This window comes from Bradyrhizobium sp. SZCCHNRI20481, from assembly GCF_032485055.1.
Lineage (GTDB): Bacteria > Pseudomonadota > Alphaproteobacteria > Rhizobiales > Xanthobacteraceae > Bradyrhizobium.
Window position 1 is genome coordinate 347,230 of sequence record NZ_JAUEUE010000002.1, and the last position, 21,963, is coordinate 369,192.

Genomic DNA, 21,963 nt, shown 5'->3' on the forward strand with positions numbered 1-21,963 from the left:
CGAATGAGCATCGAAGCGAGGCTACCGCCTCCGCAATATGGGCTTCGGCTGAAGCGCATGCTCGGAGGAAAGGCAGGATGGAACGGCATCATCCTGCAGATCCTGTTCGTCGCAGTCCTGGTGTGGGTTGGCTACGAGATCGTGGCCAACGCACGCAGCAACCTCGCAGCCCAACGTATCACGTCGGGATTCGGCTTTCTCAACAACACGGCCGGCTTCGACGTCAACCAGACCCTGATCAGCTACTCCGGCTCCGACAGCTACAGCCGCGTGCTGATCGTCGGCGTGCTGAACACCCTGCTGGTCTCGGTCATCGGCATCGTGCTGGCGACCATCCTGGGCTTCCTGGTCGCTCTAGGCCGGCTATCACCGAATGTGCTGCTGTCGCGTGTCTCCGGCGCCTATGTCGAGCTGATCCGCAACCTGCCGCTCCTGTTCCAGATCCTGTTCTGGTATCTTGCGGTGTTGGCGGCTCTGCCCGGACCGCGACAGAGCATCTCTCTTTTCTCGACGTTCTTTCTCAACAATCGTGGCTTCATCGTTCCGCGACCGATCGAGGAGCCCGGCCTGATGCCGTTCCTGGTCGCGCTCGGTGCCGCGATCGTCGGCTCGGCCGGTCTGCACTATTACGCGCGGCGAGAGCTGTTCGTACGCGGCCATGCGATGCGGATCTGGCCCTACGTGCTGGGGCTGCTGATCGGCCTGCCGCTGATTGCAACGCTCGTGTTCGGCGTGCCGATTTCGTTCGAGGTGCCGGCGCTCAAGGGATTCAACTTCGCCGGCGGTTCGCGCATCATTCCCGAGCTCGTCGCGCTGACCCTGGCGCTGACCATGTACACGGCGTCGTTCATCGCCGAGGTGGTGCGTGCCGGCATCCTCTCCGTCCACAAGGGGCAGATGGAAGCGGGGCTCTCGCTCGGACTGAGCCGCGGCACCGTGCTGCGCCTGATCGTCGTGCCGCAGGCGCTCCGCGTCATCCTGCCGCCGCTGACGAACCAGTATTTGAACCTGACCAAGAACTCCTCGCTCGCGGTCGCCATCGGTTATCCCGATCTCGTTTCGGTGTTCGCGGGCACGACGATGAGCCAGACGGGTCAGGCCATCGAGATCATCGGAATCACGATGGGCGTCTATCTGGCGCTGTCGCTGATCACCAGCGCGATGATGAGCTTCTACAGCTGGCGGCTTGGGAAGAGACTTGGCGCATGACCGACATCACGGCCTCAACCTTCATCCGTCAGGACATGGCCGGAGAACGTCCGGCGCCCATCAAGACGACGGGGTTCGTCGGCTTCGTCCGCACGAGGCTGTTGAACTCGCCGACCAATATCCTGCTCACCCTGGTGAGCGCGCTGTTGATCTGGTTCACCGTGATCCCGGCGGTCAAGTTCCTGCTGGTCGACGCGGTGTGGGTCGGCAAGGACCGCGAAGCTTGTCTGGCGCAGAACGCGGGCCATCCGGTCGGCGCCTGTTGGCCCTACATTTCGGCGAAGTTCGGCCAGTTCATGTACGGCTTCTATCCGGAGGCCGACCGGTGGCGGGTCAATCTGACCTACGGGCTCGCGGTGGTGCTGCTGGCGCCGCTGCTGATCCCGCGCCTGCCGGCCAAAGGATTGAACGCGGGCCTGTTCTTCTTCGCGCTTCCGGTGGTCGCATTCTTCCTGCTCTATGGCGGTGGGCTGGAGAGCTTCGGCGTGAGCTGGACCACAGGCGCGCTCCAGCTGTTCGTCGAGAGCATCGATACGGCCGGTAACGCGCTGGTTCGCGCCGGCGACAATTTGCCGGTGGTCGGCATGCTGCTGTGGCTGCTCGGCAAGCTGGTCGTGCTGATCGGTACGCTTGCATCGCTCGTGATCTGGCCGCTGGTCTGGATCCGCAATGAGCTGCAGCAATCTCACCAGCCCGTGTGGAATGATCTCGTGCTCTCCGCGATCATTGTCACCGCGCTGGTCTTCATCGTCGGTGGCGGGAGCAGGGCGCTGCGCAGCGTGATCGCCACGGCCGCGGCCTTCGCCGGCATCGCCATCGTCATTGCGATCATGGGCCTCGATCGCGGCGGCCTTCCCATCGTCGATACAAGGCTGTGGGGCGGAATGCTGGTGACGCTGGTCGTCTCGGTGATCGGCATCGTCGCGTCGATGCCGATCGGCATTGCGCTTGCGCTCGGCCGCCGTTCGACCGTTCCATTGATCCGCATCTTTTCGATTGCCTTCATCGAACTGGTTCGCGGCGTGCCGCTGATCACGGTGCTGTTCTTCGCCACCTACATGCTGCCGCTGTTCCTGCCCGGCAATGTCAGGGTCGACGGCCTGGTTCGGGCGCTGATCGGCGTCGCGCTGTTCTCGGGCGCCTACATGGCCGAGGTCATCCGTGGCGGCCTGCAGGCCATACCGCGTGGTCAGGCGGAGGCATCGAGCGCGCTCGGGCTGTCCTGGTGGAAGACGACCAGCTTCATCGTGCTGCCGCAGGCATTGCGCCACGTCATCCCCGGCATCGTCAACAGCTTCATCTCGCTGTTCAAGGACACCTCGCTGGTATCGATCGTGGCGCTGTTCGACCTGCTCGGCAGCCTCAAGGCCTCGTTTGCCGATCCGGTATGGGCGACGCCGACCACGGCCTTCACCGGCTTTGCCTTCACCGGGCTGATCTACTTCGCCTTCTGCTTCGGCATGTCACGCTACTCCATGCTGGTCGAGCGCCGCGTCAACGCGCACCGGCGCCATTGAGCCAGAGATCATCGAGAGACCCATGACTGCAAATTCGATCGTCAGCATTTCCGCCCTCAACAAATGGTACGGCGAATTCCACGTCCTGCGCGACATCAACCTCTCCGTCGGGAAGGGTGAGCGCATCGTGATCTGCGGGCCCTCGGGCTCGGGCAAGTCGACCCTGATCCGCTGCATCAACGCGCTCGAGGAATTCCAGGAGGGCGAGATCAATGTCGACGGCATCGATCTCGGGCCCAACCTCAAGCGCGTCGACGAGGTCCGCCGCGAGGTCGGCATGGTGTTCCAGAGCTTCAACCTGTTTCCGCACCTGACCGTGCTGGAGAACTGTACCCTGGCGCCGATCTGGGTGCGCAACATCCCCCAGAAGGAAGCCGAGGCGACTGCGATGAAGTTCCTGGAGCGGGTCAAGATCCCGCATCAGGCGCAGAAATACCCGGGCCAGATGTCGGGCGGTCAGCAGCAGCGCGTCGCCATCGCGCGCGCGCTGGCGATGAACCCGAAGGTCATGCTGTTCGACGAGCCGACATCGGCGCTCGATCCGGAGATGGTGAAGGAGGTGCTCGACACCATGGTCGATCTCGCCAAGGAGGGCATGACCATGCTGGTCGTGACCCACGAGATGGGCTTCGCGCGCGAGGTCGCCAACCGCGTCGTGTTCATGGACGCCGGCCAGATCATCGAATCGAACACGCCGCAGGAATTCTTCGCCAACCCGCAGCATGCGCGCAGCAAGCTGTTCCTGAGCCAGATTTTGCGGCATTGATGAGGAAGCGAATAGGGACTTGCGAATAGCGAATAGGGCGAAAAGTTCTACTCGCTACTCGCTACTCGCCCTCAAACGAAAGGCGGCTTGATGCCGCTGCGCCGCTCCAGCCAGGCCGGCACCGGCAGGTTCTTCGAACGCATGAATTCGGGATTGTACAGCTTCGACTGATAGCGCGTGCCCGAGTCGCACAGGATGGTCACGATGGTGTGGCCGCGGCCGAGCTTCCGCGCGAGTTGCACCGCGCCAGCGACGTTGACGCCGGTCGAGCCGCCCAGGCATAAGCCTTCATGCTGTACGAGGTCGTAGATCGTGTTGACGGCGTCCTCGTCGGACACCAGGAACGCGTCGTCGACCTTGGCGGTCTCGATCACGGGCGTCATACGACCGATGCCGATGCCTTCGGTGATGGAATCGCCGGGCGTCGATTTGACGACGCCGTTCTTGAACCATTCGTACATCGCGAAGCCGTGCGGGTCGGCGCAGGCGGTGACGATATTCTTGTTTCTGTCCTTCAAATAGCGGCTCGTGCCGGCGATCGTGCCGCCGGTGCCGACCGCGCAGATGAAGCCGTCGACCTTGCCGCCGGTCTGCTCCCAGATCTCGGGTCCCGTGGACTCATAATGCGCCTTGGCGTTGTCGAGGTTGTTCCACTGATCGGCGAACAGCACGCCGTTCGGCTCGGTCTTGCGCAGTTCGTCGGCGAGCCTGCGCCCGACATGCTGATAGTTGTTGGGATTGCTGAACGGCAACGCCGGCACCTCGACCAGCTCCGCACCGCACAGCCGCAGCATGTCCTTCTTTTCCTGGCTCTGCGTCTCCGGGATCACGATCAGCGTGCGATAGCCGCGCGCGCTGGCGACCACGGCCAGACCGATGCCGGTGTTGCCGGCTGTGGCCTCCACCACGAGGCCGCCGGGCTTGAGATCGCCGCGCCTCTCGGCCTCCAGGATCATCCACTTGCCGGCACGGTCCTTGACCGACTGGCCCGGGTTCATGAACTCGGCCTTGCCGAGAATGGTGCAGCCCGTCGCCTCCGAGGCGCGATTGAGCTTGATCAGGGGCGTGTTGCCGATCGCCGCGACGACGTCGTTGTGAATGGTCATTTTGCAGATACCGTAGGAGTTTCCTCGAGCACACTTAAGAGGACCCTAGCCTGATATCCAGGGCAGCGTAAGCCGGCCGGATCAGCCCCCTGATTTCGCAAAGACGACCTGGCGAACATCGATGTTCCCAGAGAGGAAACCTGCTTCGCAGTAGGACAGATAATATTCCCAGAGCCGCCTGAAGCGCTCATCGAATCCTGCGGGCGTGAGGTCCGGCCAGGCCTCCCGGAAGTTCTTTCGCCAGATCGCGAGCGTCCTGGCATAATCTTCCCCGAAGATGCGCTCGCGGATGACGGGTATGCCAAAGCGGTCGCCGAGCGACTTCAGGATCTGCGGCGTCGGCAACATGCCTCCCGGGAAGACGTAGCGTTGGATGAAGTCGACCTCGCGGCGGTAGTGCTGGAACAGGCTGTCCTGGATGGTAATTGCCTGGACACCGGCCAATCCGCCCGGCAGCAGACGGTCTCGCAGTTGCGAGAAATATTTCGGCCAGAACTGTTCGCCGACCGCCTCGATCATCTCGATCGAGGCGATGCGATCGTAGCGGTCACGCTCGTCGCGGTAATCCTGCAGGCGGATTTCGACTTTCTCGGCGAGCCCGGCCTCGTGGATGCGGCGCTGCGCGAAGTCGCGCTGCTGTTGGCTGATCGTCAGCCCAACGACCTGGGCGTCGAACGTCTTGGCGGCATATTCGGCAAAGCCGCCCCAGCCGCAGCCGATCTCGAGCAGCTTCTGCCCGGGCTTGAGATCGATCGCCTCGGCCAGCCGCTTGTACTTGTTGGTCTGCGCGGCGGTGAGGTCGGTGGTGTCCTCCTCGAACAGGGCCGAGGAGTAGGTCATGCTCGGATCGAGCCACGCCGAGTAGAACGAATTCCCAATGTCATAATGGGCGTAGATGTTGCGCTTTGCCTGACGCTTGGTGTTGCGGTTGAACCAGTGCCGGACCAGCTGGGCAAACCGGATCAGCGGCTTGTCTTCCAGCATCGACTGCAGCAGGTGCTGGTTGACGCAGAACAGATAGAGAAACTGCGTCAGGTCCGGCGTGTCCCAGTCGCCATTCAGATAGGCCTCGGCGATGCCGATGTCGCCGCCATTGAGAAGGCGCGATGCGAAGCTGTAATTGGCCAGGATCATTGCGGCGGCCGGTCCGGGCTCAACGCCGCCGAGCCGGATCACCCGTCCGTCCGGCAGGGTCACGTCGAGCGTGCCTTTCCGCAAGCGCGAGCCGAAGCCGAGGGCAAGGCGGGGCAGGCGGGGAAGATCGGCAAGCACCTTGTCGATGGTGTCAGGGGTGACTGGGATGACGTTCGGCATGGCAGGTCCATTCACACAAACGGCTCGAGCCCACGTCCCCCGTCGGCTGGCCGGTGTGGCACCTGTGCGGGCAGGGAATCACGGACGCAGAGCGCGCCGGCCGTTTCCGGTCAGCGTCGTGAAATATAAGCGTGGCTGCCGTTCCCCGCCAAGCCGGTATTGGTTCCAGGGCTTGCGCTGATTTCGCCGCGCGGGACGAGGCGGACGCCTTTGGCCCACAGCCGCAGCGCCTCCCAATGGATCGCGGCAAAGATTTTGACAGTCACCAGCGGGAGCGAGACGAAGGTGGCGAGCAGGGAGCCAGAGGTCAGCGTGCGACGGCGGCCGGAGAAGGTTGCGGCGAGCAGGGGGCCGTCGGCCCCAGTTTCGAGAATCCGCAGCTTGACATTGTCGCCCGGCGGCATGACCCGGAAATGGTAACGCATCGCCATGTCGATGAAGGGCGAGACGTAGAAGGTCTTGTCCTGCACCTGGCGGAGCCCTGCTGCCGATAGCTCATCCGGCCTGACCGGCAGCACATAGGGCTTGATCTCGCCGAAGGTGTTGCGGACCTCGTAGATCATCAGCGCCAGGGTGCCGTCGCTGCGATAGCAGAAATAGACCGACAGCGGATTGAACACGTAGCCGAGCAGCCGCGGATAGCACAGCAGCAGCACGCGCCCACCGCTGAGATCGATCCCCTGATCCGCCGCACAGGTCTGCGCATAGGCCAGTAGCGACGAGCCGTCGCCCGGACCGTGGTCGGCCTCGTGGAAGCTGTAGAGCGCGCGCCGATTGACCCCGAACAGCGAAGCCTGCCGGTCCGCCTGGTCGAGCCGACCGAGATCGATCAGCAGGCTCATCACGCGATAGCGGAAGCGATGCGTGGTCGGGCGCATGCGGGCATGCATGACCTGTCCGACATAGAGCGCGGCCGCTTCCGTTCTGTCATCTGGTCCCGAGTGATCCATGTCCATATCGCGCCTATTCCGCAGCCTCGGCGAGCTCGGTGGGAAGCCCGCGCCACGGCACGTTCGCGCCGAGCGCCTCTGCCACGGCGAGACCCGAGCGTAGCCCGTCCTCATGAAAGCCATAGCCGGTCCAGGCGCCACAGAACCAGGTATGGCGCTGCCCCTGAATCGCTGCCAGACGCTTCTGCGCCGCAAAGGCGGCAGCCGTGTATTGCGGGTGCTCACAGATATACTTGCCAAAGGTTAGCTCCGGAGCCGGAGCGAAGGGTGGGTTGAGGCTGACGAACAGCGGCTTGGCATTGTCGATGTCCTGGAGGTTGTTCATCCAATAGGTGACGGCGACGTCGTTCACGGGAACGCCCTCACGCTGCCAGCGCAGGAAATTCCACGAAGCCCAGGCGCGGCGACGCTTCGGCATCAGCCTGCTGTCACGGTGCAGATAGATCGTGTTGGGCGAATATTTGATCGCCCCGAGGATGCTGCGCTCCCGCTCGTCCGCATCGGTGAGCATCGACAACGCCTGGTCGCTGTGTGCGGCGATCACGACATGATCGTAGGTGTCGCGACGGCCGCTGCTGTCCTGAACGACGACGCCGTGGGCAGTGCGTTCGATGCTGGTCACGGCGCTGCCGAGCTGGATATGCTTGCGGAAGCTCGACGTCAGCTTCTCCACATAGCGGCGGCTGCCGCCCTTGACGGTGCGCCAGACCGGACGGTCATATTGCAGCAACCTGTGATTGCTGAAGAACGCGACGAAGTTCTCGGCCGGAAAGTCCAGCATCTCGGACGCCGGGGCTGACCAGATCGCGGCACCCATTGGCGCCAGATAGTCGGTGAGCAGTCGCGGGGCGAAATGGTTGCGCCGGAAATAATCCCGGAGCGTAAGGCCATGCAGGCGCCCGGCCTTGAAGTCGGCTGTACTCTGCTCGTTGAAGGTCAGGATGTCCCTGAGCATCCAGAGATAGGATGTCGACAGCAGATTGCTCGGCTGCGCGAACAGCCCCTTGGCGGTGTCGAGCCAGGTGTTGCCGCCCCCCTTCCATTCGAAGCGGCCGGCATCCGCGGTGACGGCAAAGCTCATGCTGCTGTCGACCGTCTCGACCCCCAGATGGTCGAACAAGGCGGTGAGCTCAGGATAGTTCAGCTCGTTGTAGACGATGAAGCCGATGTCGACAGAGACCGGAGCGCCGTCATAGTCGATCGTCACGGTGTGGCTGTGGCCGCCCGGACGGAGATCGCGCTCGTAGACGGTGATCGGATAACGCTTCGCCAGGGACCAGGCCGCGGCGTTACCCGCAATACCCGTTCCGACCACCGCAACTCGCATGAATGCCCCCCTGAAGTTCACGTGCAAGTTACGGAGTCGCCGCCAAAGGGTTTCACGGGCGCGCTCCCCGCGTCACACCCCGTCCAAAACGGCATTCGACAGATGAAATCTTGGTAAGGCGGCAGCCCGTGGCCCGTGGCCGTGCCTGCACGAAACTCCGCTGATTTACGGGAGATTCGTCGATTCGGTGGACTTTATCGGCACCATCGCTGCTGGGGGGACGGGGGGCTGCAGGGCTGTCCGGCGCCGTGGGCTGCGGCTAGAATGATTCCCAAGACTACAGGGAAGCATCACGCCAGTGTCCATCGTGCCGATCGCCGTCGACGAGCCTTGCCGCGCGTCCGCTGACCCGCGGATCGTCGCCGGGATGCGGGAGCGCCGTGTGCCGGCTGCCCTGCGGCGATTTGTCCACTGGCTGGCGGCGATCGGATTGGCGGCGAACTCGGCCGGCTGCCTGCTGACCCAGGATATTCCCGATCCGGCCCTCGACTTGCCCCAGCGCTACAAGGCGGCGTCCGGTTCCGATATGGCGGCGCCGCCGCCGCTGGATTGGTGGCGCGGCTTCGGATCACGCGAGCTGACCCAGCTGATGGAGGAGGCGCAGAGCGTCAACCTTGATATTGCCGCTGCTGTGGCAAGGTTCCGGCAGGCCGATGCGCTGGCGCGGCAGGCCGGCGCGGCGCTGCTGCCAAGCCTGTCGAGCACGGGGCAGGAGACCTATTCGCGCACGTCCGGGTCGAGCTCCAGCGGGCTCACCAATGGCGGCCGCGAGGTCGTCAATTACCAAGCCTCGCTCTCTGCGAGCTACCAGCTCGACTTCTTCGGCCAGAATCGCGACGCGCTGCAGGCGGCCGAGGAAACCGCGGTGGCCAACCGCTTCGACCGCGACGTCACGCAGTTGACGACGCTCGCCACCGTCGCCAATGCCTATTTCCAGGTGCTGGCCGCGCAGGATCGGATTAGGACCGCCGAGCGCAACATCGCCAGCGCCACGCGTGTGCTCGATGCCATCCGCGAACGGCAGAAGGCAGGCACCGGCAATGATCTCGACGTCGCGCAGCAGGAGAGCGTGCTCGCCAACCAGAAGGCGGCGGTGCCGCCGCTGCGCCAGACGCTCGATCAGAACGTCAACGCGCTGGCCGTGCTGGTCGCGCGATCGCCCGAGGGCATTCGCATTGCCGGCGGCTCGCTCGACCGGATCAGGACGCCGCGGGTCACGCCCGGGCTGCCGTCCGAACTCTTGACGCAACGGCCGGACATCCGCCGTCAGGAAGCGCAGCTGGCGTCGGCCACCGCCAATGTCGGCAGCGCGCGGGCCCAGTTCTTTCCCAGCATCCAGCTGACCGGCAATGGCGGCTACCAGAGCGCAGCACTGGTGTCGCTGTTTCAGCCGCATGCGGCGTTCTTCAGCCTCGCCGGCAGCCTGACCCAGCCGATCTTCGATGGTGGCAGAATCCTGGGCAATTTCGAGAACGCCAAGGCGCGGCAGGACGAGCTGCTGCAAACCTACCGCAAGACGGTCATCCAGTCTTTCACCGACGTCAACAATGCGCTGTTCTCGATCAAGCAGACCACGATCAAGTTGCAATTGCAGCGAGAAGTCGTTGCCGCCTCCCGCCGCGCCTTCCAGCTCTCCGAGCAGCAACTGCGCGCGGGAACTGCCGACATCGTGACAGTCTTGAATACGCAATTGACGCTGTTCCAGGCCGAGGACGCGCTATGGCAGGCGCAACTGGCGCGCCTGCAGGCGTTCGTGAGCCTCTATCAGGCGCTCGGCGGCGGCTGGGAGCCGCGCATGGAGAAGTCGGCCGATGCTCTTTAAACCGGACGAGAAGGGAGCAGCGGCAGTGAAGCGCGCGCGGTCCAGCGTGGCACGGCGGCTGGTGTCGATCACGATCACGCTGCTGATCCTGGGCGGCCTCGGCTATATCGGCTGGTCGGCGATGCAGCAGAAGCAGCAGGCCAACAACCGCTTCGCGCGGCCCGACCTTCCGGTTCCGGTCCTGGCCGCCTCGCCTGTCATCAAGGACGTGCCGGTCTATCTCGACGGCGTCGGCGCGGTGCGCGCGCTCAACACCGTCACGGTGCGCTCCCAGGTCGACGGCAAGCTGATCGCCGTCAATTTCGTCGAGGGGCAGGACGTCAAGAAGGGCGACGTGCTCGCCGAGATCGATCCGGCGATCTACCAGGCGCAGTACGACCAGGCCGTCGCCAAGAAGGCGCAGGACGAGGCGCAGCTCGCCAACCAGAAGCTCGACCTCGCCCGCTACGAGCAGCTGGCCGCCAGCAATGCCGGCTCCAAGCAGCAGGCCGACACGCAGCGCGCGGTGGTGGCGCAGCAGCAGGCGCTGATCAAGGCGGATCAGGCCGCGATCGATAATGCGGCGACGACCTTGAGCTACACCAAGATCGTGGCGCCGCTCTCCGGCCGCGCCGGCCTGCGCCAGGTCGACCAGGGCAACATCGTCCATGCATCCGACGCGACCGGTCTCGTCGTCATCACGCAGCTTCAGCCGATTGCGGTGCAGTTCAGCCTGCCGCAGCAGCAGATCATGCGCGTCAATGCGGCCGCTGCCAAGGGGCCGCTCGCTGTCGACGTGTTCGGCAATGACGGCGTCACCGTCATCGACACCGGCACGTTGCGGGGTATCGACAACCAGGTCGATCAGACGACGGGCACGCTGAAACTGAAAGCAGAATTCCCCAACGGCAAATTCCAGCTCTGGCCCGGACAGTTCGTCAATGTCCGCCTCAAGGTCGAGACCTTGTCGCAGGCGATCACGGTGCCGACCTCGGCCGTGCAGCGCGGGCCGGCAGGCACGTTCAGCTACGTGATCGGCGAGGGCGACATCGCCTCGGCGCATCCGGTGACGGTCGTGCAGCAGAACGAGAGCGAGGCCGTGATCGCCAGCGGCTTGAGCCCGTCGGACCGCGTGGTGACGACCGGCTTTGCCAATCTGGCCGACGGTGTCAAAGTCGTGGTCGGACGCGCCGAGCAGACGCCGCAGGCCGATCTGGCGCCGCGCAAGCGCAGCCGCAATCCGCAAGGAAAAGAGCAGGCGAAGGAGGGCGGAGCGCCACCCGAAGGCGCGCCGAAGGACGGCGAGCGGCGCCGCAGGCCTGAGGCTGGGGGGCAGACCGACGCCGGCGGTGCAGCACCCCAGGGAGGGAGTGAGGCAGGTCGCGGCGCGAAGGCACAGCCATGACGCAACCGCAAGAGTGACGAGCAGTCGCGATGAGCGTCTCCGAACCCTTCATCCGCCGTCCCATCGCGACCTCGCTGCTCGGCGTCGCCCTGCTGATCGGCGGCCTGCTCGGCTATCTCGCGCTGCCGGTCTCGGCGCTGCCGCAGGTCGACTTCCCGACTGTCCAGGTGACGACGCAACTGCCGGGCGCCAGCCCTGATGTGATCGCCTCGCTGATCACGGCCCCGCTGGAACGCCAGCTCGGCCAGATCCCGTCCTTGTCCGCGATGAACTCGATAAGCTCGTTCGGCGTCAGCCAGATCTCGCTGCAGTTCGATCTCGGCCGCGACATCGACGGCGCAACCCAGGACGTCCAGGCGGCAATCAATGCCGCCGCCGGCGTCTTGCCAAAGTCGCTGCCCTATCCGCCGACCTACGCCAAGGTCAATCCGGCCGACGCGCCGGTCATGACGCTCGCGCTGACCTCGGACACGATCTCTTTGCGCGCGATGAGCGACATGGCCGACACGATCCTGGCGCAGCGGCTGAGCCAGGTCTCCGGCGTCGGCCGCGTCTCGGTGCTCGGCGGACTGAAGCCCGCGGTGCGCGTGCAGGCCGACCTGGCGCGGCTCGCGGCCTATGGCATCTCGATAGAGGACCTGCGCGCCGCCATCGCAGGCGCCAACGTCTCCGGACCCAAGGGATCGCTGGACGGGGCGCAGCAGGCCTATCTGATCACGGCCAACGACCAGATCGGCGCCGCAGACGCTTACAAGCCGATCATCATCGCCTACCGCAACGGCTCGCCGGTCACGATCGGCGATGTCGCAACGATTCTCGATGGTCTGGAGAACGATCGGACCGGCGGCTGGTATCAGGGTGTCCCTGCGGTCATCCTCGACATCCAGCGCCAGCCGGGTGCCAACGTCATCGAGGTCGTCAAGCAGATCCGTGCCGAGATCCCGAAGCTGCAGCGCATGATTCCGGCCGGGGTGAAGCTCGCTATCGTCAGCGATCGTACCGTGACCATCCGCGCCTCGGTGCACGACGTGCAGTTCACGCTGCTGCTCAGCGTGGTGCTGGTGACGCTGGTCGTGCTGCTGTTCCTGCGCTCGTTGCGGGCCACGATCATCGCCGGCGTCGCGCTGCCGCTGTCGCTGATCACGAGCTTCGGCGTGATGTACTTCGCCGGTTTCAGTCTCGACAATCTCTCGCTGATGGCACTCACGATCGGCACCGGCTTCGTCGTCGACGACGCCATCGTGATGATCGAGAACATCGTGCGCCACATGGAGAATGGCGAGAGCGCGATGAACGCCTCGCTGCGCGGCGCGCGCGAGATCGGCTTCACCGTCATCTCGCTGACGGTCTCGCTGATCGCAGTGTTCATTCCGCTCTTGTTCATGTCCGGTCTGGTCGGCCGCATGTTTCGGGAATTTGCGCTGACGCTGACGATTGCAGTGGTGACATCGGCGGTGGTGTCGTTGACCTTGACGCCGATGATGTGCTCGCGGCTGTTGAAGCACGCCAGCGAGGAGTGGGTGCTGCCGGGGCTGAACGCCGTCAGCCGCTTCATCGACCGCACCGTGGCCGTCTATCATCGCAGCCTGCTGTGGGTGCTGGATCGCCAGACCGAGACGCTGGTCGTGACCTTCGCGACCTTGGCGGCGACCTTGGCGCTCTACGTCGTCGCGCCCAAGGGCTTTCTGCCGCTGCAGGATACCGGCTCGATCACTGCGGTGACCGAGGCCGGCCCCGACGTGTCGTTCGCCGAAATGACGAAACGCCAGGCGGACGTCGCCGCCGCGATCCAGGCTGACCCCGACGTCGTCGGCGTCGTCTCGGTGATCGGCGCCGGATCGGTCAACCCGACCACCAATGTCGGCCGTCTCGTCATGACCTTGAAGCCACTCGGCGAGCGGCAGGACGGCGTCGGCGAGGTGATCGACCGGCTGAAGCAGAAAATCTCGGGCGTGCCCGGCATGACCGTGTACTTCCAGCCCGTCCAGGACGTGCAGATCTCGACCCAGGCGAGCCGCTCGCAATATCAGTACACGCTGACCGGCGCCGATGCCACCGAGGTGTCGAAATGGGCGAGGCAGCTTGTCGGAGAAATGCGCCGCGACCCTCTATTCCGCGACGTCTCCTCCGAAGCACAGGAGGGCGGCCTGCGTGCGGAGCTGACCATCGACCGCCAGCGCGCCGGCCAGCTCGGCGTCAGTCTGCAGGGCGTCACCGACACGCTCAATGACGCCTTCGCGCAGCGGCAGATCTCGACGATCTACGGCCAGGCCAACCAGTACCGCGTGGTGCTGGAGGCGCTGCCGATGTATCAGCGCGACCCGTCGGTCCTGTCGAAGCTCTATCTGCCTGGCGCCGGCGGCCAAGTGCCGCTCTCGGCGGTGGCGAGCCTGAAGCGCACCACCGCGCCGCTCGCCATCTCGCACCAGGCGCAGTTTCCGGCGGTGTCGCTGAGCTTCAATCTCGCGCCCGGCGCTGCGCTGAGCGAGGCGGTCGAGGCACTCCATGCGACTGAGAACCGCATCGGCATGCCCGGCAGCATCATCGGTGTCTATTCGGGCGATGCCGCCGAGTTCGCCAAGTCGCTGGCCGGCCAGCCCTGGTTGCTGCTGGCGGCCGTGGTCACGATCTACATCGTGCTCGGCGTGCTCTATGAGAGCTACATCCATCCGATCACGATCCTGTCGACCTTGCCGTCGGCGGGTGTCGGCGCCATCCTGGCCCTGATGTTGTTCGGCCAGGATCTCTCGGTCATCGGCTTGATCGGCATCATTCTGCTGATGGGCATCGTCAAGAAGAACGCGATCATGATGATCGACTTCGCGCTCGAAGCGGAGCGTCACGAAAACCGCACCCCCTACGACGCGATCGTGCAGGCGTGTCTCCTGCGCTTTCGCCCGATCATGATGACGACCCTGGCCGCGCTGTTCGGCGCGCTGCCGCTGGCGATCGAGAGCGGCACCGGCTCGGAGCTGCGCTTTCCGCTCGGCATCTCCATCATTGGCGGCCTGCTGCTCAGCCAATTGCTGACGCTGTACACGACGCCGGTCATCTATCTGGCGCTCGACCGCATCAATCGTCGCTTCGAGCGCGTGCTGCCGCCGGCGCCGGACCTGCCGTCGCCGCCGATCGCAGGTGCGACCGAAGGCATCCAGTGATGACCTCGATCTCCGAGCCGTTCATTCGCCGGCCGGTCGGCACCACGCTGCTCTCGATCGGCTTGTTCCTGGTCGGGATCGTCGCCTATATCTTCCTTCCCGTCGCGCCCGTGCCGAACGTCGATTTCCCCGCGATCTTCGTCAGCGCGTCGCGCCCGGGTGCGGACCCGTCCGTCATGGCGGGGACGGTCGCGGCGCCGTTGGAGCGGCGGCTCGGCGAAATCGCAGGTGTCGACCAGATCACATCGACGAGCTCGCTCGGCACCACCAACATCCAGATCCAGTTCTCGATCGGCCGCGACATCGACAAGGCCGCGCGTGACGTCCAGGCGGCCATCAACGCCTCGCTGTCGGACCTTCCGAGCGACCTGCCGGCGCTGCCGCGCTTCCGCAAGGCGAACACGGCCGCGGCTCCCGTATTCGTTCTGGCCCTGACCTCGAAGACGATGACGCCGAGCGCGATGTACGACGTCGCCGACACCGTTCTGGCGCAGCGTCTGTTCCAGGTGCCCGGCGTCGGCAATGTCACGGTCAGCGGCGCCGATCAGCCTGCCGTGCGCATCGCACTCAATCCGGTCTCGCTCGCCAATGCCGGGATTTCGACCGACGATGTCCGGACGGCGATCATCAATGCCAATCCGATCGGGCCGGTCGGCATCTTCGAGGGCGCGCGGCAGAGCGAGACCATTGCCATCAACACGCAGATGCGCAGCGCGGCCGAATTCCGCGACATCCTGATCAAGAGCAGCAATGGCAGCTTCGTGCGGCTGTCGGATGTCGCCGACGTCGAGGATTCCGTACGCAACGTGCGTTCGATCGCCTGGTTCAACAAGCAGCCGGCGGTGCTGATCCAGATCGCGAAACAGGGCGACGCCAACGTGATCGAGACCGTCGACCGCGTGAAGGCGCTGATCCCCGAGCTCAAGCAATGGCTGCCGGCCGGCATCGAGATCTCCACTCTGGTCGACCGCACCGGGACCATTCGCGCCTCGGTCGAGGACATGCAGTGGACCTTGCTCGCGACCGCCGTGCTGGTGATGGTCGTCGTGTTCCTGTTTCTGCGCCGCCTGGTGCCGACGGTGGCGGCCGGCGTCTCGGTTCCGCTGGCGCTGGCCGGCACCTGCGCGGCGATGTGGCTCGCAGGCTTCTCGATCGACAATCTCTCGCTGATGGCGCTCGCGATCTCCGTCGGCTTCGTCGTCGACGACGCCATCGTCATGATCGAGAACATGTACCGCAATCTCGAGCATGGCCTGTCGCCGATGCGCGCCGCGCTCGATGGCGCCCGCCAGATCGGCTTTACCGTGTTGTCGATCAGCCTTTCTTTGATTGCAGCCTTCGTGCCCTTGATCTTCATGGACGGCGTCGTCGGCCGTCTCCTGCGTGAGTTCTCGCTGACGCTGACCTTCGCGATCGTCGTGTCGACATTGGTGTCGCTGACGGTGACGCCGATGATCTGCGCGCATTACATCAAGGAGACGCTGTCCGATCGTGCCACCTGGTTCGACCGTATCGTCGAAGGCGCGCTGTCCGGCATGGTCCGCTTCTATGCCTGGACGCTGCGCGGCGTGCTGGTTTATCCGTTCCTCACCTTGATCGTGTTCTTCGCCACCATCGCGCTCACGGTGACGCTCTACATCAAGGTGCCCAAGGGCTATTTCCCGACCGACGATTCCGGCTTCGTCATCGGTGCGACGCGCGCCTCGGCCGACATTTCGTTCCAGTCCATGCTGGGTCTGCAGCAGCGGCTCGCCGACATCGTGATGGCCGATCCCGCCGTGGCCGGGATCGGCTCGACGATCGGGGGCGGCGGCGGGCCGGGCGGCGCGACCTCCAACCGCGGCACCATGTTCATCAACCTCAAGCCTCCGGCGGAGCGCGAGGGCGTCTCGACTGAGCTCGTGATCAACCGCCTCAGGCGGAGCCTCGCGATGGTCCCCGGCATTCGGCTCTTCATGTTCGCCGCGCAGGACGTGCGCACCGGCGGTCGTCAGAGCGATTCCGACTACCAGTACACGTTGAGCAGCCCCGATCTCGACCTTCTGCAGAAATGGGCGCCGATCGTCGCCAAGCGCCTGGAGACGGTCGACGGCATCACCGACATTTCCAGCGACCGCGATCCCGGTGGCCTGCAGCTCGCGCTGCGGATCGACCGACAGAAGGCGGCGAGCCTCGGCGTCCGCGTCCAGGACATCGACAACGCGCTCAACAACGCCTTCGCGCAACGCCAGATCTCGATCGTCTACAGCCAGCGCAACCAGTACATGGTCGTGCTGGAGATCGACCCGAAATTCCAGACCGATCCCTCCAATCTCGACCGCATCTATGTGGCCGGGGCAGGGGACGCGCAGGTGCCGCTGTCGGCGCTGGTCAAGGCCGAGCGCGGCCTGTCACCGCTGGCGGTGTATCACTCACAATCGTTCCCTTCGACCACCGTGTCGTTCAACCTGCTGCCGGACGTGCCCTTGCAGACCGCGACGGCCAACATTCAGCGCGCCGTCGATGAGCTGCACATGCCGGAGGGCATCCGCGGCAGCTTCGACGGCAATGCCGGAGACTTCAACAAGAGCAGCGGCCGCCAGCCGCTCTTGATCCTGTTCGCCCTGGCCGCGATGTATATCGTGCTGGGCGTGCTCTATGAGAGCCTGGCGCATCCGCTGACCATCATCTCGACGCTACCGTCGGCGGGGCTCGGCGCGCTGCTCGCGCTGCAGATCACCAATACGCCGCTGACCGTGATCGCCTTCGTCGGCATCATCCTGCTGATCGGCATCGTCAAGAAGAACGGCATCATGCTGGTCGATTTCGCGCTCGAGGCCGAGCGCCAGCGCGGCATGTCCTCGGCCGACGCGATCTTCGAGGCCTGCCGGGTGCGCTTTCGCCCGATCCTGATGACGACCCTCGCGGCGCTGTTCGCCGGCCTGCCGCTGGTGATCGCGACCGGTCCCGGCACCGAGCTGCGCCGCCCCCTCGGCATCACCATCATTGGCGGCCTCCTGGTGTCGCAGATCCTCACCCTCTACACCACGCCGGTGATCTACCTGCTGATCGACCGGCTACGCCGCCGGCCTGCGCCGGAGCCGCTTGCCGCGCCCGCCGAATGAGCCGTTGTGGCGCTGTCCGCGGGCGCGTATAGCCGCCGCATGCCAGAACCACACGACCATCCGCCGCTCGCCACCGAGGCGCCGCCCGATTGCCCGCGTTGCCAGAAGCCGCTGCCGCTGTGCATCTGCGACAGCGTCACACCGCTGGAAAGCCGGCTGGGGCTCCTGATCCTGCAGCACCCGCAGGAGCAGGATCGCGCCCTCGGCACCGCGCGGCTCGCCGCGCTGCATTTCAAGAACGCGGTGGTCAAGGTCGGGTTATCCTGGCCGAGCCTCGCCAAGGCACTGGGACGGCCGGTCGCCGATCCCGCGCGCTGGGCCATTCTCTATCTCGGCTCGGCGAAGGCGGCCGAGCTCGATCCCGAGAGCGAGGTGGTCGCGGTGACCCGCAAGGGTGAGGTGGCCGACAACCAGCGCGCCATCCTCAAGTCGATCGAGGGCGTGATCCTGCTCGACGGCACCTGGAGCCAGGCCAAGGCGCTGTGGTGGCGCAATCCGTGGATGCTGAAGTGCCAGCGTGTGATCCTCGGGCCGCGGCAGCCGTCGCGCTACGGTCGGCTGCGCCGCGAACCGCGCCGCGACGGGCTGTCGACCATCGAGGCGGCCGGGATGCTGATGGCCGCGCTGGAACGGCGGCCTGAGATCGCCACGGCCCTCGACGCGAGCTTCGAGCGCATGCTTGCGCGGTATCGGGAGGTGGAGAAAGTGCATCCGGAGCTCACGCCCCGCCCAAAGGCCCGCAAGCCGGATTGGCGCAGCCGCAAACGGCGGGTTTAGGAACCGAGGGTACGCTTCTTGCATTGCAGCATGGAACGAGGATGAGAGCCATGCAGGAAGCAGAAAAGTCCAATGTGGTGCAGTTCCGGGATTACGCGCCCCGGCTGGCCGGCAGGTCTGGCTCGGATCGGGGCGGTGTCTCGGCCGGTGAACGGGGGGGCATTCTGACTTGGCCGCGCACGCAGGTCAGCTATCCCGGCGGCATCGACGATCTGCCCATCTAGAGGGCCGGTTCGCGGCCCCAATGGGTAGTCCAACCGCTTGATTTTGATTGAGTGGAGGCCACGACCAGAATTGAACTGGTGTAAACGGTTTTGCAGACCGCTGCGTAACCACTCCGCCACGTGGCCCCATAGAAGCGGATCGATACAGGACATCAATGGGATAGGCAACCGTCCTATTTCGTTCTGTGCACCGCTTCTGAAACTGCTAGACCGCGTGAATTCAGAAACTCGTGAGCCCGGTTCGTTCTCACAATAGTTGGGATAACTTTCGATTTGGAACCTCCTACGGTTGTTTTTGGACAGACCCGGGGATAGTTTCGGGCCGTTGGTAGCCGTTTTTTGTTCGAACGACCTCCTAAAACGCTGATTTGTTGCCGAGCGCGACGCGCGGGAGCGCGCCAGACGCAAAGCTCCAGATGCCAGAAGATCCGTCTGTGACCATCGGAAGGCGCCGCAAATCGACGGAGGGGCCAATGCCTGCGGTGCATAAGAGACAGAGCCAGGCTAAGGACCTTAATGAGGGAGGCCGCCGAGGCCGGGGACGGGGCGCCAGCGGGTTGTGTTCGCGGTTTGTTCTTGTTGCGTGGCTTGCCGCGAACGTCGCCTTCGGAGTAGGACTTGATCTCCGGGTGGCGATTCATACGTTGCCGAGCGCGACGCGCGGGAGCGCGCCAGACGCAAAGCTCCAGATGCCAGAAGATCGGTCTGTGACCATCGGAAGGCGCCCGTTCAATCAGGCTTAGGTGCACCCCGTGCTCGACCCTACGCCTGCTAGAACTGAAGCGACTAGCTACCCAAAGCCGGCGAAGATCCTTTCAAGGTCCAATCTTTATCTTGCCTGGAAGAGTTCGCGTGACGCTACTTCCAACCCCGGTCGGCCGGGTATCGACGGTCTGACGGCTGAGCGATTCGGCGCTCGAATTGAGGAACAGATCTCTGCGCTCTCTTCTGAGCTTCGGACCGGAACTTACCGTCCTTACCGACTACGTCCGGTATTTATCCCGAAGCCGGACTCCTCCAAGGAAAGACTAATCTGCATTCCTGCTGTGCGGGACCGGGTCGTTCAAAAGGCTATCGTCTCCTATCTGGTGACCACCGAAAAATTCCCCATAGAAAACGAGTTCTCCTTTGGTTTCGTCAGAGGACGGGGCACACTTCACGCCATCGAACGAGCTCTAGAACTTCGAAATAGATACGCTTGGTGTTTAAAGACCGATATTGAAGCTTTTTTCGACCGCATTTCTCGGTCCGACGCGAAGCTCAGAGTGAGCAAGTCACTCAAAAACAGCAGCTTAACTCCGTTAGTTCATCAATTTATAGATTGCGAAATCAAGTCGAACATAACTACACGATCCAAGCTGCTCAAGCAGGGCATAGTTGCCGGACGCGGACTGCGGCAGGGTATGCCTTTGTCGCCTATACTCGCGAATTTGGTTCTTTCAGAGTTCGACGCTGCATTTCGGAGAGAGCGTATCGATATGGTTCGATATGCGGATGATCTCTTGGTGTTCTTCAATTCGAAGAGGGCAGCTCGCGAAGGATTCGAGTTTATTAAGGCGCAGCTCGGTGCTCAGGGACTAACCATTCCTGAACTAGGTGACGAATCCTCCAAGACCCAGATTGTCGCCTCCGAACAGCCCGTGAGCTTCTTAGGACTGCAGCTGGCGTATTCAGGTTCTCGTGGCGGCTATGTGAAGAAAGTCGGACGCAAGCTAATCGCAAAAATCCGGGCGCGACTTGAGAATGAATTCAACTTTGACACGCTTCGGAAGCAGAAAGTCAATTTCCAGCAAGCAAATACCGAACTATCAATAGCGATAAGTTCTTGCTTATCTGCGTACCGGGGCACGGACGATTTTATGATTCTCAACAGCGAGCTTCGCCATACGGCTCGGAAGGTCTTGGAGGGCATCTACGAGGATGTATTTGGTGTTGGTGTTTTAGACAATGTAAGTCTGGCGGGTAGAGAGTTCTTGGGTCTAGGGAGCTTGGCTCTGCCCGCAGAGAACAGTGACCCTGTGGGTGCCGATTAGTACCTCGGACAAAGTTGCTTGCGAATGAACAACGGTTAGTGTCTTGGCTTCAAATCAACGATTGCTGTACGCCAACGCCAGCAAAATAATTGTGCCCCATAGGACTAGAGACACGGAGCATCCCCCGGAGTAGCGGCTCACTCCATTTCCTAGTTGGAAGACCACAAGAAGAAGGCGACAGCAAAGGCTGCCAGAACTGCTCCAGCTGGGCTGCACACCGCCAGTCCTCCCCGCCAAGCTTGCTGCTAAGAACAAAGGCCGAGCGGCCCGGGCCGTCGGTGAGCTCTGCCTCTTCGAGCTCGGTCATGTCGCCGTGGCGGCAGGCGTCGATGGTGAAGGTCGCGGGCAGGCCAAGCCGCTCGCGCAGCGCCCGCACCAGGCGGGCCATGCTCATGTTGTCCCATTTGCGCGGGCCGCTCGGCGTCGGGCGGTCGCGCATGACGATGCCCAGGCCGAGGCGCGGCACCTTGGCCAAGACGGCCTCGGCCTCCTCGTAGAACAGCGTGTGGCCGTCGGCCGTCGTCTCCTCGAGCGGATGTAGCACCATCTCGCCGGTCTTGTGGTGCTCGATGCGGATCTGCGTCGGCGCGCGCGGGCCGCGGTAGTCGTTCCAGGTCAAGTAGCCGGCCAGCACGTTTTCCGTCCGCTGCAGCTACTCGAAGCAGATCACCGCGGCGGCCGCCGCATCGGGATGACCGGCGTACGTGCCGGCGAACGAGAATTTCTGTGGCGGCTTCACCAGGGAAAAGCTGTCGTTCGTTCCCGGCCAGCTCTGGCTCGGCACCAAGGCCGAGGACATCGGGCTCACGGTGCGGCCCGGTGCCGACCATTTCGGGGAGCTGCAGGCCTGGGATCCAGCGACAGGCAAGAAGGTCTGGTCGCACAATTTCCCGAAATCCCAGCTGTTCGGGTCGGTGACCGCGACGGCGGGCGATCTCGTCCTGGTCGGCGGCACCAATGACCGGATGTTCCGGGCTTTCCATGCCAACACCGGCGAGCTGCTGTGGGAGCAGAAGACGAATTCGGGCATCATGGGCATGTGCCGGTCGCCTATGAGGTCGATGGCACCCAGTACATCGCCGTGCAGTCCGGCTGGGGCGTCGACGCGCAGCGCATCCAGGATGCGCTCTCGAAAGGCAACATCGGTCTCGAAGACAACGTCCCGCAAGGCGTCGTCGTCTGGGTGTTCGCAGTCAGGAAGTAGCGCCGGTGATCTGAATGGCGGCGGCCTCGGCCGTCGCCATTCCAGGAAACGAAGACCGGCCAAGACGT

Annotated in this window: 15 protein-coding genes, 1 tRNA gene and 1 pseudogene; 11 read left to right on the forward strand and 6 right to left on the reverse strand. The window is 64.0% G+C overall.

Annotated elements, in window-relative coordinates:
• The first annotated feature begins 3 nt into the window (after positions 1-3).
• The 3 genes from QX132_RS04065 to QX132_RS04075 are packed head-to-tail and all read left to right on the forward strand — an operon-like array spanning position 4 to position 3,492.
• On the forward strand, positions 4-1,209 hold the full coding sequence (locus tag QX132_RS04065) for an amino acid ABC transporter permease (protein WP_315738049.1): 1,206 nt from the start codon (positions 4-6) through the stop codon (positions 1,207-1,209).
• Entirely contained in the window at positions 1,206-2,726 is a 1,521-nt protein-coding gene (locus tag QX132_RS04070) for an amino acid ABC transporter permease (RefSeq protein ID WP_316160154.1), read from the forward strand. Before QX132_RS04065 ends, QX132_RS04070 begins: the two co-directional genes overlap by 4 nt.
• 22 nt (positions 2,727-2,748) lie before the next feature.
• Positions 2,749-3,492 carry an amino acid ABC transporter ATP-binding protein gene (locus QX132_RS04075; RefSeq protein WP_315711850.1) on the forward strand — a complete coding sequence of 248 codons (744 nt, stop codon included), beginning with the start codon at positions 2,749-2,751 and terminating at the stop codon, positions 3,490-3,492.
• Positions 3,493-3,563: 71 nt separating this feature from the next.
• Here QX132_RS04075 and QX132_RS04080 read toward each other — a convergent pair whose 3' ends face one another.
• The 4 genes from QX132_RS04080 to QX132_RS04095 form a co-directional block, all read right to left on the reverse strand.
• Positions 3,564-4,598: a cysteine synthase A gene (locus tag QX132_RS04080; protein ID WP_316160155.1), complete on the reverse strand. Its 1,035-nt coding sequence runs from the start codon at positions 4,596-4,598 to the stop codon at positions 3,564-3,566.
• A gap of 81 nt (positions 4,599-4,679) precedes the next feature.
• Positions 4,680-5,912 (reverse strand): cyclopropane-fatty-acyl-phospholipid synthase family protein, encoded by a 1,233-nt coding sequence (locus QX132_RS04085; protein ID WP_316160156.1) that lies wholly within the window; start codon positions 5,910-5,912, stop codon positions 4,680-4,682.
• 110 nt (positions 5,913-6,022) lie between these two features.
• Positions 6,023-6,868: a DUF1365 domain-containing protein gene (locus QX132_RS04090; protein WP_316160158.1), complete on the reverse strand. Its 846-nt coding sequence runs from the start codon at positions 6,866-6,868 to the stop codon at positions 6,023-6,025.
• 7 nt (positions 6,869-6,875) lie between these two features.
• Complete coding sequence (locus QX132_RS04095) at positions 6,876-8,189, reverse strand: NAD(P)/FAD-dependent oxidoreductase (RefSeq protein WP_316160160.1); 1,314 nt, start codon at positions 8,187-8,189, stop codon at positions 6,876-6,878.
• A gap of 367 nt (positions 8,190-8,556) precedes the next feature.
• Here QX132_RS04095 and QX132_RS04100 point away from each other — a divergent pair, with 367 nt between their 5' ends.
• Genes QX132_RS04100 through QX132_RS04125 form a run of 6 tightly spaced genes read left to right on the forward strand, consistent with a single transcriptional unit; the run spans position 8,557 to position 18,658 of the window.
• The gene (locus QX132_RS04100) at positions 8,557-10,011 is read left to right on the forward strand and encodes an efflux transporter outer membrane subunit (RefSeq protein WP_315757532.1); all 1,455 of its coding nucleotides are present in this window, start codon (positions 8,557-8,559) and stop codon (positions 10,009-10,011) included.
• Positions 10,001-11,395 carry an efflux RND transporter periplasmic adaptor subunit gene (locus QX132_RS04105; RefSeq protein WP_315797451.1) on the forward strand — a complete coding sequence of 465 codons (1,395 nt, stop codon included), beginning with the start codon at positions 10,001-10,003 and terminating at the stop codon, positions 11,393-11,395. The genes QX132_RS04100 and QX132_RS04105 overlap by 11 nt, the downstream gene beginning before the upstream one ends.
• 29 nt (positions 11,396-11,424) lie before the next feature.
• Positions 11,425-14,553, forward strand: a complete 3,129-nt coding sequence (locus QX132_RS04110) for an efflux RND transporter permease subunit (RefSeq protein WP_316160161.1) — start codon at positions 11,425-11,427, stop codon at positions 14,551-14,553.
• A complete protein-coding gene (locus QX132_RS04115; protein WP_316160162.1) occupies positions 14,553-17,657 on the forward strand; it encodes an efflux RND transporter permease subunit in 3,105 nt (1,034 codons plus the stop codon). Before QX132_RS04110 ends, QX132_RS04115 begins: the two co-directional genes overlap by 1 nt.
• Positions 17,658-17,696: 39 nt before the next feature.
• Positions 17,697-18,434 (forward strand): tRNA-uridine aminocarboxypropyltransferase, encoded by a 738-nt coding sequence (locus QX132_RS04120; RefSeq protein ID WP_316160163.1) that lies wholly within the window; start codon positions 17,697-17,699, stop codon positions 18,432-18,434.
• A 50-nt stretch (positions 18,435-18,484) separates the two neighbouring features.
• Positions 18,485-18,658 (forward strand): hypothetical protein, encoded by a 174-nt coding sequence (locus tag QX132_RS04125; protein ID WP_316160164.1) that lies wholly within the window; start codon positions 18,485-18,487, stop codon positions 18,656-18,658.
• A 52-nt stretch (positions 18,659-18,710) separates the two neighbouring features.
• On the opposite strand, the gene QX132_RS04130 is transcribed toward QX132_RS04125, so the two are convergent.
• Positions 18,711-18,784 (reverse strand) — tRNA-Cys (locus QX132_RS04130).
• Between the two features lie 626 nt (positions 18,785-19,410).
• Between QX132_RS04130 and QX132_RS04135 the strand changes: the two genes are divergently transcribed.
• Complete coding sequence (locus QX132_RS04135) at positions 19,411-20,691, forward strand: reverse transcriptase domain-containing protein (RefSeq protein ID WP_316160165.1); 1,281 nt, start codon at positions 19,411-19,413, stop codon at positions 20,689-20,691.
• Between the two features lie 49 nt (positions 20,692-20,740).
• Here QX132_RS04135 and QX132_RS04140 read toward each other — a convergent pair whose 3' ends face one another.
• Complete coding sequence (locus QX132_RS04140; protein ID WP_316160166.1) at positions 20,741-21,325, reverse strand: hypothetical protein; 585 nt, start codon at positions 21,323-21,325, stop codon at positions 20,741-20,743.
• A 67-nt stretch (positions 21,326-21,392) separates the two neighbouring features.
• Here QX132_RS04140 and QX132_RS04145 point away from each other — a divergent pair.
• A pseudogene (locus tag QX132_RS04145) lies at positions 21,393-21,895 on the forward strand (PQQ-binding-like beta-propeller repeat protein); the annotation flags it as partial.
• Positions 21,896-21,963: the final 68 nt, after the last annotated feature.